We start from the raw sequence: 15,241 nt of genomic DNA, 5'->3' as shown, positions 1-15,241 counted from the left end.
GCCTTTTTACTCTTATAAAACTTCTCGAAGACGTTCTTGAGCCACCTGTACCAACAAGTCAGGTTGGAACTTAGAAATAAATCGGTTACAACCGACTTTCTGAACCATAGCTTCGTTAAAGCTGCCGCTCAAAGAAGTATTCAAAGTAATAAATAGATCTTTCATACGCGGGTCATTGCGAACTTCATGGGTTAAACGATAGCCGTCCATTTCTGGCATTTCAGCGTCAGTAATCATCATTAAAAGCTCATCGTTGATGTTTTTACCCGCATCACACCAAGATTTGAGCAAATTCAAAGCTTCCAGACCATCACGACACTCAATGATATTAAGACCAAGCTGTGACAAAGTATCTTTAATCTGGTTTCGTGCAGTTGAAGAGTCATCCACAATCAGAACATTACGACCTACCATTTCACCCAAGATATTGTGGTCAAGCAGTTCTTCAGAAATAGAAACATCGTATTCGATGATCTCTGCAAGTACTTTCTCGACATCAATAATTTCGACGATATTGGTTTGATCCTGCTCTTTAATATGGGTAATTGCAGTCAAATAATTTGAACGCCCCGCTGACTTTGGTGGCGGCTCAATTTCAGTCCATGCAGTGTTAACAATGTTGCGAACTTGACCAACGAGAAACCCCTGAGTTGTGCGGTTATATTCCGTAATAATCAGGTTTTGTTCTGGCTTTTCTAATCGAGATGGAGGAAACCCAATCGCCTGGCGCAGGTCGATGATCGGTACTGGTACACCACGAAGTGTTGCAACCCCAGTAATATTGCGATGCGACCCGGGCATTTTAGTTAGATGAGGTACTTTAATGACTTCTCTAACCTTAAATACGTTAATAGCAAACAATTGACGGCTGTTTAAGCTAAAAAGCAATAACTCAAGTCGGTTTTCGCCAACCAAGTTAGTACGTTGATCGACTGAATTTAAAACACCTGACATAGAAAATTCCGCAAACTATTAAAACCCAATAACAGTATAGCTACAAAGGATAAATGTAAATGATAGTACTGAAGGTAATGTGATAATTATCCTTCGACGACCTTCATCAGTAACAAACCGTCATACAATGCTTGCTTTACAAGCGCTGCACCTGGCATCGTTGCCTGCTTGTAAAAACGAGACTCCACCAGCTTCAAGTCTTGATGATAAACAGGCAGGCTTTGTTGTTCGATACACTGCTGAATTGCTGGATATAACACGCTTTTCGCTTGATTGATAACCCCACCAATAAGAATTTTTTCTGGGTTAAATAGGTTTATAACGATAGCAATCGCCGAACCTAAATAGGCACCAAGTTGCTCAATCACTTCAACCGCAAGAGGATCCCCTTCTGCAGCCGCTGAACAAATATCTTCGATCGTGATTTCTGCAATTTCACTCAGGCTTGAAGCTTCACCATTGGCAATGCGCTCTGCGACTTGCTCTCGAATCGCTTGAGAACTGGCAACCGTTTCGAGACAGCCGATATTACCACAGTGGCAACGTTTACCATTTCGATCAATTTGGATATGTCCAAGCTCACCAATATTACCGTTACGACCTTGAAGCACTCGGCCATCTAGAATGATGCCAGCGCCTAAACCATGGTGTATTGAAATCAAAATTGAATTATCAACGTCTTGCGAATGACCAAATAACTTTTCAGCCAAAGCCCAAGCGCGAGTGTCGTTAGCAACAAATACGGGTAGCCCAGTTGCTTTGTAAATTTCTGGCCCTAATGCCAGATTATTCACATTGTAGTGAGGCATCTGCAAAACAATGCCTTTTTCCGAATTAACTAAACCCGGCAAGGTGATCGCTATGCTCGTTACGCGATCGAGTTGGTCAGCATAAGTTTGGAAAAACTCTTCGATTTCAAATAAAAGGCGCTGAAGAACGTCGTCTTGATCGATTTCATGAATTTCAATCTTAGTATCAATCAGGACTTCGCCACCAAGCTCATGAAGTGCGATCGTTAAATACCCTCGTCCAAGACGCATCGAAAGAAACTGCCAACCTTCATTGTTGGTTTGCAAACCGACGGCAGGACGACCACGACTGATAGCTTCTTGAACCGTTGTTTCATGAATTAGGTGCGCATCAATAAGCTCGCGAGTAATTTTAGTAATACTTGCAGGCGCGAGTTCGCTCTCTTTCGATAAATCGATACGAGATATCGGACCCTTTTGGTCAATCAATTTATACACACGACCAGCATTGACCTGCTTAATGTGGTCAATATGGCCTGGTTGAGCCATGTACATAGTACGCTCCAAAAAACAACAACCTGCCAATTTTTTTACTTTGCGAAGTAATTGTGAAGGGCTTTGGTAAATACCCGTGACCAGCATCACGTATATACTCAGAACTTTGTGTATTCAGTCAAATTGTCAGACCTACCTAGTCCCACAATGAGTGTTTGGAAAACTTTTTTTTAAAGCAAAATTATTTGGAAGACATTGAGCATAAAGGCCAAATTCCCACAAAATTCTCAGACTTATGTAACAATTTTATAACCATCATCTAAAGTAGCATGAAGCGTTGCTTATAATTAAAAAATCCTCGATACCTTATCTGCCCGATCACTGTAGGAGATCACCATGAGTTCAGGTCAAAGACGTACAAAAATTGTTACCACACTCGGCCCGTCCACAGATAAAGACGACGTACTAGAGCAAATCATAAAATCAGGGGTAAACGTAGTACGGATGAACTTCTCGCACGGCTCTGCGGAAGACCACAAACTGAGAGCACAAAAAGTTCGCGAAATTGCAGCGAAACTAGGAAAACATGTCGCCATTTTGGGTGATTTACAAGGCCCTAAAATCCGCGTTTCAACATTCAAAGACGGACCAATTCAATTGAATGAAGGTGACCGGTTTATCCTTGATGCTGAACTTGCCCCAGGTATGGGGGATCAAGATGCTGTTGGCATTGACTACAAAGCTCTACCAAATGATGTCAAAAGAGACGACATTCTTCTGCTCGATGACGGCAGAGTACAACTTCAAGTGTTGTCTGTTGAACACAACAAGATTTTCACCTCAGTCCTGATTGGTGGCCCTTTATCAAATAACAAAGGTATCAACAAAAAAGGCGGCGGCCTTTCCGCCGATGCACTGACCGAGAAAGATAAACGCGACATCCTACTCGCGGCTGAAATCAAAGTTGATTACCTTGCAGTGTCATTCCCTCGCAATGGGGCGGATATGAATTACGCACGCCGATTGGCTCGAGACGCAGGATTAGAAGCAGGCTTGGTAGCGAAGGTGGAACGCGCAGAAACCGTCTCGAACGATGAAAATATTGACGATATCATCATGGCATCTGACGTGATCATGGTCGCTCGTGGCGATCTGGGTGTCGAAATTGGCGATCCGGAACTCGTTGGTGTGCAGAAAAAACTGATCCACCGCGCGAAAGCACTTAACCGCGTAGTGATAACCGCCACGCAAATGATGGAGTCGATGATAGCTAACCCTATGCCAACACGAGCCGAGGTCATGGATGTAGCAAATGCGGTACTTGATGGTACTGATGCCGTAATGCTATCTGGAGAAACGGCTGCGGGCAAATATCCCGTTGAAACAGTAAAAGCTATGGCTGAAGTCTGTATTGGTGCGGAAAAAACCATTGAATCGAATCAGCAGAACTATCGTATCGATCGTTCTTTTGCCACTTCAGAAGAAACCATCGCCATGTCAACCATTTATGCGGCCAACCATTTGGAAGGTGTGCAAGCCATGGTCACTCTGACTGAATCGGGACGCACAGCATTAATGACGTCTCGCTTAAACTCAGTGTTACCAATCTTTGCCATGTCACGAAATGAGCGAGCACTTAACCGTTGCGCGCTATACAGAGGCGTAACACCATACTATTTCGATAGTAAACAAGAAGAAGGGTTCATCGCAGCTCAATCTGCATTGGAATCGCTTAAAGAAAGGAAACTGTTGGAATTTGGTGACTTAGTTATCATTACTCAAGGTGATGTGATGGAAGTTGAAGGTTCAACAAACTGCATGCGTATTCTGCCCGTCTTCTAACTGGTATACCCTGACGTAATAACTCACTCTACTTGTTCTAGAGTGAGTTATTCGCCAATTTCCAGAGAATTAAAATCTGCACGAATAATGCGTTCCGCTTTTATCTCTCCTGCTTGCGAAAACAAATTGATAAAACGATTTCCAGCTTCGACACCTAGTTCATAATCGTGTAGCAGATCCTCCTTGTTGCTCATCAGAGAAGATGACTTAAGAGGGCTGCTTGGTGCAATTTGCACGATAAAAACGTCATCGGGTGGTGAGTTCAGGAATTCTCTGGTCAAAGAATAAGTTTGATAATGCACCATCAACATATCTGCTAACCCTGAATCAAATTTATCTCCAAGCAGATGACTCAATCGATAGATATCGTCTGCACCAAATAACCAACGACCACCATTAAGCGTTTGCAGGTGTTTTTGCTCATTTTTCAATTCTTTTGAACGTGCTATTTGTTGCTGGAAGAAGCGATTCCAGTCTTGCTTCCATTGACCCAAACGGTTCTGCCACTGGTTTTGAATACTGTTAAAAGAATCTCTGAACCATTTAATATCTTCCTGACGAAGTTTTTCATCCTGCATTAACAAATCTGATTCAGAATCCATTTCTTCTGTTCTGATCACCGTAATAAAACGGGCTTCACGACGCCAAGCCTCCTGAACGGGGATGGAAGCAGAGACTCCACCATCAATATAAAGCCTATTGTTCAACTCGACTTCTTTTGGATATAAGCGAGGAATAGCGCATGTGGCTCTCATTATATCCTTCCAGTTACTTGCTAACATAGGGAAGTACTCATCGCTCAATGTCAATGAGGATGTCACAGCTGCCATTGCTTTACGAGAACCCAATACCCTGCGTCCCATGTCTATATCCATATAAAATGGGAAATCACAAATTTTTTCTAACGCCCAGTCGAGATCCATATATTGCTTTCTACGAATGTAACTAAAGAGATGGAAAAATTCGGGTGTGGTCGTTAACTCTGTGATAAAAGCTTTGCCTAGGCCGTGCTGACGACAGAGAAAAGCACTGAGATTTAGTGCACCAGCAGAGGTACCATAAAATTCATCGAATGGATCGAAGTTGGCGAGATTAAAGGCATCTAAAACACCAGCGGTAAATATTCCTCTCTGACCACCACCTTGAGCAACCAGAGCGTTTTTACCGCCGATGAATTTGGATAGTCGAATCACATCGACTTTGTTATCTAGATTAGTAACAGTTCCACTATTAGGCATAAGTAGAACCCTTATCAGTTAGTGTGTTATTGCAATCAATCCAAAACCGACAAGTACCGTGAAGATAACGGCAGTGGCAAGCACTGCAAACTTTAGATCATGTTCCATACAGACCTCCTTTTACTTAACAAATTAATAACATCAGTAAAGGGAGCCATCAAGAATTGTCGATTTTTCACATACAATTATGCAATTGCCCTCACAATAACTCAATCGCCATATCACGTATTCAGATTCACTAGAAAACAAAATAACGTACTTGTTTAACCATTGATTATTGATGTCTGTACCTAACCCCTTCTTATTTTAGATAAAGAGTGAAAGGTGGAGGTATTCACTGGCGATTGTATATTTTTCAGTCATACACACTATAGTTTTTAATAGTGATATCAATTACAAACACACCATATAAACATCAATTAAGCCAACAAATAATAAAGTAGCAACACTTTAAACCAAATTAATACCAATTTATCGCCCAATAAAACTATGTAAATACAGAAAACTAACATTTATGATCTATTGCTATTAACAGAACAAATCTGTAGTCTCGATACCATGCGTAGCTGAATATTTCAGATTTCGCAAACACACATCAGATAATAAAGAATAAAACTCTAGGTTTTCTTGAGGCAAACAAAATTTAATTCTAACTTTTCACAGAATCATGGATGATAGATAATTTATTCGGCAGTTCTATAGAACGCTAAAAATATCCACAACAACCATATTCGCCAGTGATAGCCGCAGAGAAGCTTCAGACCTCAGAGTGTCGTAAAGGAGTAAAACATGAAGCGAGAACAATGGGGATCCCGTGTTGGGTTTATCCTAGCTGCAGTGGGTTCTGCAATCGGTCTTGGAAACATTTGGCGTTTCCCTTACATGGCTTATGAAAACGGCGGCGGCGCATTTTTCATTCCATATATCTTCGCACTGCTTACTGCGGGTATCCCTTTCATGATCCTTGAATTCAGCATGGGTCAAAAGCACCGTGGTTCAGCGCCATCTACACTAGCTAAGATCAATTCTAAATTCGAATGGTTAGGCTGGTTCCAAGTAGGTATTGCTGCGCTTATCGCAGTGTACTATGTGGCTGTTATTGGTTGGGCTATCTCTTACTTTGGTTTGTCATTTACTCAAGGTTGGGGTACAGATACTAATGCATTCTTCTTTAGTGAATACTTGGCGCTTGGCGACAATTCTCCAACCAACCTTGGTGACATCCAATGGAATATTGCATTCGCTATGCTCATCGCTTGGGCAGTCACTTATGCAGCTATCGTTGGTGGTGTAAAAGCTGGTATCGAGCGTGCTTCTAAGATCATGATGCCTATCCTATTCATCATGGTAGTGGGTCTGATTGCACGTATGATTTTCCTTCCTGGTGCGCTTGATGGCGTGAACTACATGTTCGAACCAGATTTCAGTAAGATTTGGGATGTGAAAGTTTGGGCGGCAGCTTACGGTCAGATCTTCTTTACGCTAAGTATCGGTTTTGCAATCATGCTGGCTTACTCAAGCTACCTACCAGAGAAGTCAGACATCACGAACAATGCGTTTATGACGGTATTGATCAACTGTGGTTTCTCTATTCTTGCAGGTATCATGATTTTCTCTGTACTGGGCTACATGGCTCAAGAGCAAGGCAAACCTCTAACAGAAGTTGTTTCTGCAGGTGTTGGTCTGGCATTCGTAACACTGCCAGCGGCAATTAACCTTTTACCAGTTCCATACATTTTAGGTCCACTATTCTTCCTTGCACTGGTTGTTGCGGGTCTAAGCTCACACATCTCTATCATGGAAGCTGTGACTTCAGCAGTGATCGATAAGCTAAACTGGAGCCGCAAGAAAGCTGCGAACATCGTTATTGGTTCAGGCGTAGTGATCTCTATGGCATTTGCGACCAACGGTGGTCTACTGTTACTTGACCTAGTTGACCACTTCGCAAACAACGTAGGTATCATGGCAAGTTGTTTCGTTGAAATCGCACTAATGACTTTGTTGCTAAAAGTCTCTGACGTACGTAAATACGTGAACAGCATTTCGGATTTCAGTGTGGGCGTATGGTTTGACATCTGTTTACGTTTTGTCACTCCCGTAATGCTAGCAATCATCATTGCTACAAAACTTATTACACTGTTTACTGAAGGCTACGGTGGTTACGACCTAACTCTAGGTTGGGCAATCATTGGCGTACTACTTGTATTTGGTGTACTTGTTAACCTAACCAGCCGTAAGGAGGCGAACTAATGACAGCTAGCGCAATTATTATGATGATCATTGGTCTTGGTATCACTTGGGGTGGCGCTGCTATCTGTATCAAGAAAGCAATGGACAAGTAAATCATCCAGTTAAAGAAAAACCGGCATCACGCCGGTTTTTTTATTTGATATGGACAGGTGAACTTCCAAGCTCTAGCAATAATTTTTCTCGACCAAAGGTCGAATGACTAATTCATCTACACTAGAAATGCCGTTTTGACTCGCCATAAACAAAATCGCATCCACCACTTGCTCTGGGTCTAAGTACTCTGGTCGATCGGCTGCCCGGAAAGGCGTATCGACACCACCGGGATAAATCGCGCACACTTTCACGCCACGTTCCCTTACTTCTTTTCGAAAAACTTTCGTTAAAGCATCCATTCCAGCCTTTGAGGCTGTGTAAGCACCGATCCCTTCATTAGAAAACCCACACACGGTAGACAGAACGTTAATGACAACACCCTGCCCTCTAGGCTTCATCGAAGCATTGTAGACTTGTTTCATGAAGACGAATGGAGACATCATGTTCAGTTGTACTAAGCCCATTAGATCATCGACTGATAAATCTGCGATAGCACTTCTCGATGTATTGGCACCGGCACAATTAACCAGCACATCGATACTACCCAATGTTTTATTGACGTCAGCAACAAACTGATTAATCAACTCGACGTTTGTGGCATCAAATGCCTGATAATAAATTGGGCTATCAAATTTCGTTAATTCAGAAACTAATCCACTGAGTTTGCTTTCAGAGCGCCCACAGAAAGCCACATTAGCGCCTAACTCTACCAATCGCTTTGTTAACAAACGCCCAATACCAGATGTCGCTCCGGTGACAATAAAGTTTTTGTTTTTAACATCCAGCATCAAGTGTTCACACTCTTGTTCAAATAGGATTAAGTCCAGCCATGTTCAGCATGGCTAAGACAACACACCTATATGATACGGTTAACTACTTAAGTCGGGAAAGGCGGGTAATCACATAACTAAATATGTACTGATATTAAAAATGATAAGTGAGACCTAATGCTGCTCCAATCTGCAATTCAGGGCCGCCATAGAAGTTGATTTCAGGGTGTACCTGACCATAAAGGTTAAAGCGGTTGTTGAACTGCCAATTGATGCCTAACGGTAGCCGAGCACCAAAATCATCTTCCCATTCAGCCCACGCACCACCTCCGACATACCAGTCAAAAGGCACATCTGGGCTGTTGAAGCTTCCCTGAGCGAAGATGTAATCAAATGCCGCACCATCGTTACCTAAAATAAAACGATATTGGTCGTCGATTTCAAATACAGCGCTTAGCTGTTGGTCTAAAGCCATACCGACTTCGAAGCCTTTGTTTTGTTGTGCATGAACAGCGAATGAGGTGCCAAGTAGTAAGGCGACAATCCCTAATTTCTTCATATGTAATTCCAAGTACCATTGCTATACAAAAGTAACAAGGTACCCAAGCAACCTTTCAGTTGTGTCATTGTGCGGTGAGGGAATATCAGAAATTTGTAGGAATTTATACACAAAAAAAGGAGACCGAAGTCTCCTTTTCTATAGGGGAAGAAATGTCTGAGGATTAACCGTGGTTACGGATCCACTCATCCATATCTGTTTTAAGGTTGTCAGACTTAGTACCGAAGATAGCTTGAACGCCACCAGATACTACAACTACGCCAGCTGCACCAAGTTTTTTCAGTTTGTCTTGGTCAACAACTTCAGTATCAGCAACTGATACACGTAGACGAGTGATACATGCGTCTAAGTTAGTGATGTTCTCTTTACCACCGAATGCAGCAACAAGTTCACCAGCCATTTCAGTACCAGTAGCCGCTGTTGAATCTTCTGTTTCGTCTTCACGGCCTGGAGTTTTAATGTCCATTGCACGGATAACGAAAGTGAATACTACGTAGTAAAGTACTGCGTAAGCGATGCCTAGACCAACAAGCAGTAACATGTTTTCAGCGCGTGGAGATTGAACCACGAAGTCGATGAAACCGTTAGAGAATGTGTGACCGTGAACAACACCTAGAGAGTTCGTTAGCATGTATGCAACGCCAGCTAGTACTGCGTGAATTGCGTATAGTACTGGAGCGATGAATAGGAACGAGAACTCGATTGGTTCAGTAATACCAGTTAGGAATGAAGTCAGTGCTGCAGAAGCCATGATACCCATTACTTTTGCACGGTTTTCTGGTTTAGCGCTGTGTGCAATTGCAATTGCAGCCGCTGGAAGACCGAACATCTTGAATAGGTAACCACCTGCTAGCTGACCGAAACCATTACCCGCTGCGCGAGAAGCGTCATCAGCAGTAAGGAAACAAGTCATGATACCGTGAGCAACTTCACCAGCACCATTTGTACAAGTACCTGCTTCGTAGAAGAATGGTACGTTCCAAATGTGGTGTAGACCGAATGGGATTAGAGAACGCTCAACAATACCGTAGATACCAAAAGCAGTAACAGGGTTTTGGTTTGCAGCCCAATCAGAGAAAGAAGCAATCACGCTACCAATTGGTGGCCAAATGATAGAAAGAATTACACCAAGACCAATTGATAGGAAACCAGTGATGATTGGAACCGCACGTTTACCTGCAAAGAAACCTAGGTACTCTGGAAGTTGGATTTTATAGAAACGGTTGAATGCCCAAGCAGCAACACCACCAGCAAGGATACCACCTAAAACACCAGTTTCGATGTGGCCAACACCCATTGCATCGCCCATCACGTTTAGCGTAGCAATCATGATGCCGTAGCCAACGATCGCAGACAAACCTGAAACACCATCGTTATTAGTGAAACCTAAAGATACACCAACAGCGAAAAGAAGTGCCATTTGACCGAATACAGAACCGCCAGCTTGTTCCATTAAGTGTGATACTACTTCTGGTAGCCAGCTAAAGTTCGCCGCACCCACACCAAGCAAAATACCTGCAACTGGTAGTACTGATACTGGTAGCATCAAGGACTTACCAACTTTTTGCAGGTTAGCAAAAGCGTTTTTAAACATGTTTATGCTCCTGATTAAGTTATTAGAATTTTTGGGTTCTAACGGCACACCCCCGTAGCCTAAATGTTAGCACCCAATGAAAATGTAACCACAAAATGTATTATATTTTCCGGCTCTAAATATATATTGATGCTCCTCATGGATTCTACTTAGTTACGAAATTAAGTTTCAAAGTATTAGGCAGATCACAATCAGATCTGACCTCTGAAAAGCATTACAAGCTACATATCTATTTGTTTTTAATGGCTTTAAAAGTTAAAACCAATAATTTTACTGCGTAAATAAAATTGGGCATCATGTTATTTTATGTAACAAAATTACATTGGTTTGTTTTAGCCTCTCAAAATCAACATATTTAGTAAACAAGATACCTAAACTCCACTTTTCTCGACTTTTCCAATAAAAAAAGGAGCAAACGCTCCTTTTTACACCAAATGTTGATTTCTATCGCAAAAAAAGATCATGGTAGTTTTGGGTCGTTTTTTCCGCAATTTCAGAAAGTGAACATCCTTTTAACTGCGCTATGTACGCAGCAACCTCAACAACATAAGCTGGTTGGTTCTCTTTGCCTCGATGTGGAACTGGGGCTAGGTATGGAGAATCCGTTTCAATGAGCAAGCGTTCAATAGGCAGCACTTTCACAACTTCTTTCAGTTCTGTTGCTTGTCTAAATGTAACAATCCCTGAGATAGATATGTAAAAACCTAAATCCATCGCCGCTTCAGCAAAAGCTAAATCTTCAGTGAAACAATGAATCACGCCACCGCAGCGTTCTGCTCCACCTTGTTTTAGCATCGTCAAGGTGTCTTCTCGTGCATTGCGCGTATGGATGATCAGCGGTTTATTGAGTGCTACTGCGGTTTCTATTTGCTGGGAGAAACGCAACTTCTGCAACTCTGCGGTTTCAGGTTGATAATGATAATCCAAGCCAGTTTCACCAATCGCAACGACCTTAGGATGTTTGGCATATTCGTGAAACTTATCCAACGCGAACTCACTTTCCACATCTAATGGGTGAACACCGCATGTGGCATGGACATTCTCAAATGGCGTGATCATTTCAATCATGTTAGGAAACGAATCTAGCGTAACACCAACCGACAATAGCTGTTTTACATTCGCTTGAGCGGCTTTGTTCACCACATCTGATATATCAGTGTGTAAATCTTGATAATCCAGTTTATCCAGATGACAGTGTGAATCTACAAACATGTTTCCTCATTAAATTTAAATATCCAATCCATAATTAAAAGCTCACTATTTAGACCAGTGAAATGGCGTAGCTTTTCTATTAAGTTGGCAAGTTCTGAACTCTGTTGCTCTAAAACAACATAGTTCAATACTGATGATAAAGTATGACATCCGGGAGTAAAGTTTGGCTGAACGACACCAAAATGTGCTTTTTGAGCGTCGGTAAGTAAATACCAAAGCCAAGTTAAGCGCACAATCGGAGACTCATTAAGTTTACTCGCGCATTTCAGTGCGGCTTCTGTATCGCCTTGCACCGCAGCAATCAAACTCTCTTCAATAGACTTATACGCATCTAAATCACCGGCTTGAATAAAAGCTTTGGTCTGTATAGGAGCATCACCATTAATGTGAGCAACATAGGGCTCAATATCAGCACCCAATTCATTCTGTAACCATTGAGTGACGATCGCTGATTGTGGGTCCGGAATCGTAACTTGCTGACATCGACTAACAATCGTAGGTAGCAAATTACTGGCTTTTGAAGCAATAAGAACAAACACACACTTTTCTGGCGGCTCTTCGAGTGTCTTCAGTAATGCGTTCGCTGCTGACTCGTTCATCGCCTCTGCGGGTTCAATCACGAACAGCCTATAGCCTGAGAGCTGAGAAGACTCCTGAGCAATGCGATTACACTGTCGTATCTGCTCTACGGTAATCGCCTTTCCTTCTTTTTCAGGTTTTACAACATGGTAATCAGGATGATTACCTGATTGCATCAAATCACAACCATGACAAAAGCCGCAAGGTTCACTTGTGGAAGTGCTGCACATTAATGAACGTGCAAATTGCTCGGCTAACTGAAATGTTTCTAAGCCGGGAGAGGATGACAACAAGGTCGCCGAAGCGAAACTATTGCTGTCTAATTGATGCTTCCAGCTATTCCAGCTGCTTTGTAACCAAGAATGGAGTTCTCGCATATTGCTCCCTATATGCTCTTCAGCCATTGTTGTAGCTGGTACTTAATATCCTGCGCTACTTTGTCTATGGTTTGTTCTGCATTGACTACTATCACCGAATTGTCCGAACCTGCAATTTCTAGATAGCGCTCTCTCGTACGCTCAAAGAAGCTGATATCCATTTTCTCGATACGATCAAGCTCACCACGTCCTCGTGCACGCTCTAAACCTACTTTAGGGTCGATATCGAGATAAAGGGTTAAATCAGGCTTGAAGTCACCCAGAGTCGTCTGTTTCAAACTTTGCATGGTTTGACGTGAGATTTGGCGACCTCCTCCTTGATAAGCCTGCGAAGACATATCATGGCGATCACCAACCACCCAATTTCCTTTTTCAAGAGCGGGTTTAATAACATTCTCAACCAGCTGAACACGTGCAGCATACATAAGAAGCAGTTCGGTCATGTCTTGCAGTACCTCACCTTCGTGTTCCTGCTTCACCAATTCACGCATTTTCTCTGCTAGTACAGTGCCACCAGGCTCGCGAGTACGCGTGATTTGGTCGACACCAAATTCATGTAAGGTTTCTACAATCGCTTGAATAGCGGTACTTTTCCCAGCCCCTTCTAGGCCTTCTACTACGATAAATTTTGAGTTCATTATTGATTACGAATCTGCTTTAGATAGGCGCGTACTGCGCGGTTATGCTCTGCCAGTGTCTTGGAAAACACATGACCACCGTTACCACTGGCGACAAAGTACAAATAACTGCTTTGGTCTGGATTTAGTGCCGCATTGATTGACGCTGGGCCCGCCATAGCAATAGGCGTTGGAGGTAAACCAAAAATTACATACGTGTTGTACGGTGTGGGAGCTTTGAGATCTTTCTTACGAATGTTCCCATCGTAATTTTCACCCATGCCATAAATCACTGTAGGGTCTGTTTGAAGCCGCATACGCTTGTTGAGTCGATTAACAAATACCGATGAGATCTGCGTTCTCTCATCTTCTACTGCGGTTTCTTTTTCAATGATTGATGCCAAAATCAGCGCTTCGTAGGACGATTTCAGGGGTAAACCACTTTGTCGTTTATCCCACTCAGCGGTAAGAATGTCGTTCAGCTTTACATGCGCACGCTTCAAAATATCTAAGTCACTTACACCATTAGTAAAATGGTAAGTTTCCGCAAGAAATAGACCTTCCAGCTTATCTCGTTCAATCCCTAATTTTTGAGCTATATCTTTCTCAGACAAACCAGCTAATGTGTGTTTCAGATAAGGATTGTTAGCGAGGATATCTCTCCATTCAGCGAAACGACTACCTTCTACGAACGTGATAGCAAACTGATGTTCTTTACCTGAAATGACTAGACTCAATGCTTGGTTTAACGTCATATCTGGTGTGAGCTGATAAGTCCCTGCTTTTAAACCAGCGAGCTCAGGGTGCAATCGATGAATGAGTGAAGTCAATGACGTGGGATTGATCCAGCTCTTTTCCACCAGCATAGACATAGCTCGATTTAAGCTGGTGCCACTTTGAATAGTGACTATTTGTGGCTCTTCTATTTTTAAAGGTTGGGCAAGATAGCTGTTCACTTCGCTTTGTATATAAAAATAGGTACCCGCTACACACAGCAAAAGAACGACCAATAGAAAAGATAACTTTTTAATCACGAATTAAATTTCTCCTGAATTCTTAACGTCTGTTGTCCAATCGAGTACTTACGCTCCGATATTTGAACCACAGGCGCGATCTCTAACAGTGAATTAGAGATAAAAACTTCTTCGGCATTATCAAGATGATCGAGTTCGAAATCACCTTTAACCACCTTCAAATTAAGTTGATGGGCGTATTCTAATATAATTCTACGAGCCACACCTGAAACACCTGCATTTTTTAGCGAAGGCGTATACAAAGTAGCACCTTTTACCCAAAAAATATTGGCGGCAGTAGTCTCAACAATATGTCCTTGAATATCCAAACATAAACCATCGAGATAGCCAGCCAAATCCATTTCGTTTTTGAGTAGAACCTGCTCAAGGCGATTGTTATGTTTGTGCCCCGCAAGCATAGGATTTAATCCCATACGCTGGGAACAAATACCAAGTTGCAAACCTTCGGATTGCCATTGTGCATAGTGAGAGGGAAAAGAAAAGTTGCTAATCGTAACGTTAGGTTGCGTGACTTGTGCCGGGCTGTACCCTCGCCCACCTGTGCCTCGGGTAATATGCAATTTAAGACCAGCCCTCTCATCAGAAAGAAGAGCTCGTTTCAACCATTGTTCGACTTGCAACCAATCGGGAAACGGAATACCGAGGACTTTTAAGCACGCTTCCATACGGTCTAGATGAAATTGCCAATGCTGAATTTCACCATGCTTGGTCAACATAGTCGTAAAGCATCCATCACCGTATTGAAATGAGCGATCGCTTACTGAAATAAGGTCATTCGGTTCACCATTTATCCAAAACATATTTCCGCTCCCTGAAAATAAAGAAACGGCCTAATGCTAAGCATCAAGCCGTTTCAAAACAAGTACAGTTCGATGAAC

15 protein-coding genes are annotated in these 15,241 nt (G+C 42.4%); 3 read left to right on the top strand and 12 right to left on the bottom strand.

Annotated features, from left to right (window positions below; genetic code table 11):
* Window positions 1-12: 12 nt before the first annotated feature.
* Entirely contained in the window at window positions 13-954 is a 942-nt protein-coding gene (locus tag HUO09_RS02375) for a chemotaxis protein CheV (protein ID WP_167412114.1), read from the bottom strand.
* Window positions 955-1,040: 86 nt separating this feature from the next.
* Entirely contained in the window at window positions 1,041-2,258 is a 1,218-nt protein-coding gene (locus tag HUO09_RS02370) for an ROK family protein (protein WP_167412113.1), read from the bottom strand.
* A gap of 336 nt (window positions 2,259-2,594) precedes the next feature.
* On the opposite strand from HUO09_RS02370, the gene pyk reads away from it, so the two are divergent.
* Entirely contained in the window at window positions 2,595-4,040 is a 1,446-nt protein-coding gene (pyk, locus tag HUO09_RS02365) for a pyruvate kinase (protein WP_167412112.1), read from the top strand.
* A gap of 47 nt (window positions 4,041-4,087) precedes the next feature.
* Here the strand turns inward: pyk and HUO09_RS02360 are convergent, their stop codons facing one another.
* The gene (locus HUO09_RS02360; protein WP_167412111.1) at window positions 4,088-5,278 is read right to left on the bottom strand and encodes a patatin family protein; all 1,191 of its coding nucleotides are present in this window, start codon (window positions 5,276-5,278) and stop codon (window positions 4,088-4,090) included.
* Window positions 5,279-5,296: 18 nt separating this feature from the next.
* Window positions 5,297-5,386, bottom strand: a complete 90-nt coding sequence (locus HUO09_RS02355) for a YnhF family membrane protein (RefSeq protein WP_102940759.1) — start codon at window positions 5,384-5,386, stop codon at window positions 5,297-5,299.
* Between the two features lie 681 nt (window positions 5,387-6,067).
* Here HUO09_RS02355 and HUO09_RS02350 point away from each other — a divergent pair.
* A complete protein-coding gene (locus HUO09_RS02350) occupies window positions 6,068-7,528 on the top strand; it encodes a sodium-dependent transporter (RefSeq protein WP_188232847.1) in 1,461 nt (486 codons plus the stop codon).
* On the top strand, window positions 7,528-7,620 hold the full coding sequence (locus HUO09_RS02345; protein WP_167412109.1) for a MetS family NSS transporter small subunit: 93 nt from the start codon (window positions 7,528-7,530) through the stop codon (window positions 7,618-7,620). Before HUO09_RS02350 ends, HUO09_RS02345 begins: the two co-directional genes overlap by 1 nt.
* A 72-nt stretch (window positions 7,621-7,692) precedes the next feature.
* On the opposite strand, the gene HUO09_RS02340 is transcribed toward HUO09_RS02345, so the two are convergent.
* The 8 genes from HUO09_RS02340 to pabC form a co-directional block, all read right to left on the bottom strand.
* Complete coding sequence (locus tag HUO09_RS02340; protein ID WP_167412108.1) at window positions 7,693-8,409, bottom strand: SDR family oxidoreductase; 717 nt, start codon at window positions 8,407-8,409, stop codon at window positions 7,693-7,695.
* Window positions 8,410-8,545: 136 nt separating this feature from the next.
* Entirely contained in the window at window positions 8,546-8,950 is a 405-nt protein-coding gene (locus tag HUO09_RS02335; RefSeq protein WP_188232846.1) for a hypothetical protein, read from the bottom strand.
* Window positions 8,951-9,113: 163 nt separating this feature from the next.
* Window positions 9,114-10,544, bottom strand: coding sequence for a PTS glucose transporter subunit IIBC (gene ptsG, locus HUO09_RS02330; protein ID WP_167412106.1), 1,431 nt, complete (start codon window positions 10,542-10,544; stop codon window positions 9,114-9,116).
* A 444-nt stretch (window positions 10,545-10,988) separates the two neighbouring features.
* Window positions 10,989-11,756: a TatD family hydrolase gene (locus tag HUO09_RS02325; protein WP_167412105.1), complete on the bottom strand. Its 768-nt coding sequence runs from the start codon at window positions 11,754-11,756 to the stop codon at window positions 10,989-10,991.
* A complete protein-coding gene (gene holB / locus HUO09_RS02320) occupies window positions 11,747-12,712 on the bottom strand; it encodes a DNA polymerase III subunit delta' (protein WP_188232845.1) in 966 nt (321 codons plus the stop codon). The genes HUO09_RS02325 and holB overlap by 10 nt, the downstream gene beginning before the upstream one ends.
* 8 nt (window positions 12,713-12,720) lie before the next feature.
* A complete protein-coding gene (gene tmk / locus HUO09_RS02315) occupies window positions 12,721-13,350 on the bottom strand; it encodes a dTMP kinase (RefSeq protein ID WP_188232844.1) in 630 nt (209 codons plus the stop codon).
* Complete coding sequence (gene mltG / locus HUO09_RS02310; protein ID WP_167412102.1) at window positions 13,350-14,363, bottom strand: endolytic transglycosylase MltG; 1,014 nt, start codon at window positions 14,361-14,363, stop codon at window positions 13,350-13,352. The genes tmk and mltG overlap by 1 nt, the downstream gene beginning before the upstream one ends.
* Window positions 14,360-15,163: an aminodeoxychorismate lyase gene (pabC, locus tag HUO09_RS02305; protein WP_188232843.1), complete on the bottom strand. Its 804-nt coding sequence runs from the start codon at window positions 15,161-15,163 to the stop codon at window positions 14,360-14,362. Before pabC ends, mltG begins: the two co-directional genes overlap by 4 nt.
* Window positions 15,164-15,241: the final 78 nt, after the last annotated feature.

Source organism: Vibrio sp. Y2-5, assembly GCF_014596725.1.
In the GTDB taxonomy this organism is placed as follows: Bacteria; Pseudomonadota; Gammaproteobacteria; order Enterobacterales; family Vibrionaceae; genus Vibrio.
This window is presented reverse-complemented; position numbering and strand designations above follow the sequence as displayed.

Coding starts and splice junctions, on each gene's coding strand:
- HUO09_RS02375 (WP_167412114.1), bottom strand. CDS start 954: ATGTCAGGTGTTTTAAATTCAGTCGATCAACGTACTAACTTGGTTGGC.
- HUO09_RS02370 (WP_167412113.1), bottom strand. CDS start 2,258: ATGTACATGGCTCAACCAGGCCATATTGACCACATTAAGCAGGTCAAT.
- pyk (WP_167412112.1), top strand. CDS start 2,595: ATGAGTTCAGGTCAAAGACGTACAAAAATTGTTACCACACTCGGCCCG.
- HUO09_RS02360 (WP_167412111.1), bottom strand. CDS start 5,278: ATGCCTAATAGTGGAACTGTTACTAATCTAGATAACAAAGTCGATGTG.
- HUO09_RS02355 (WP_102940759.1), bottom strand. CDS start 5,386: ATGGAACATGATCTAAAGTTTGCAGTGCTTGCCACTGCCGTTATCTTC.
- HUO09_RS02350 (WP_188232847.1), top strand. CDS start 6,068: ATGAAGCGAGAACAATGGGGATCCCGTGTTGGGTTTATCCTAGCTGCA.
- HUO09_RS02345 (WP_167412109.1), top strand. CDS start 7,528: ATGACAGCTAGCGCAATTATTATGATGATCATTGGTCTTGGTATCACT.
- HUO09_RS02340 (WP_167412108.1), bottom strand. CDS start 8,409: ATGCTGGATGTTAAAAACAAAAACTTTATTGTCACCGGAGCGACATCT.
- HUO09_RS02335 (WP_188232846.1), bottom strand. CDS start 8,950: ATGAAGAAATTAGGGATTGTCGCCTTACTACTTGGCACCTCATTCGCT.
- ptsG (WP_167412106.1), bottom strand. CDS start 10,544: ATGTTTAAAAACGCTTTTGCTAACCTGCAAAAAGTTGGTAAGTCCTTG.
- HUO09_RS02325 (WP_167412105.1), bottom strand. CDS start 11,756: ATGTTTGTAGATTCACACTGTCATCTGGATAAACTGGATTATCAAGAT.
- holB (WP_188232845.1), bottom strand. CDS start 12,712: ATGCGAGAACTCCATTCTTGGTTACAAAGCAGCTGGAATAGCTGGAAG.
- tmk (WP_188232844.1), bottom strand. CDS start 13,350: ATGAACTCAAAATTTATCGTAGTAGAAGGCCTAGAAGGGGCTGGGAAA.
- pabC (WP_188232843.1), bottom strand. CDS start 15,163: ATGTTTTGGATAAATGGTGAACCGAATGACCTTATTTCAGTAAGCGAT.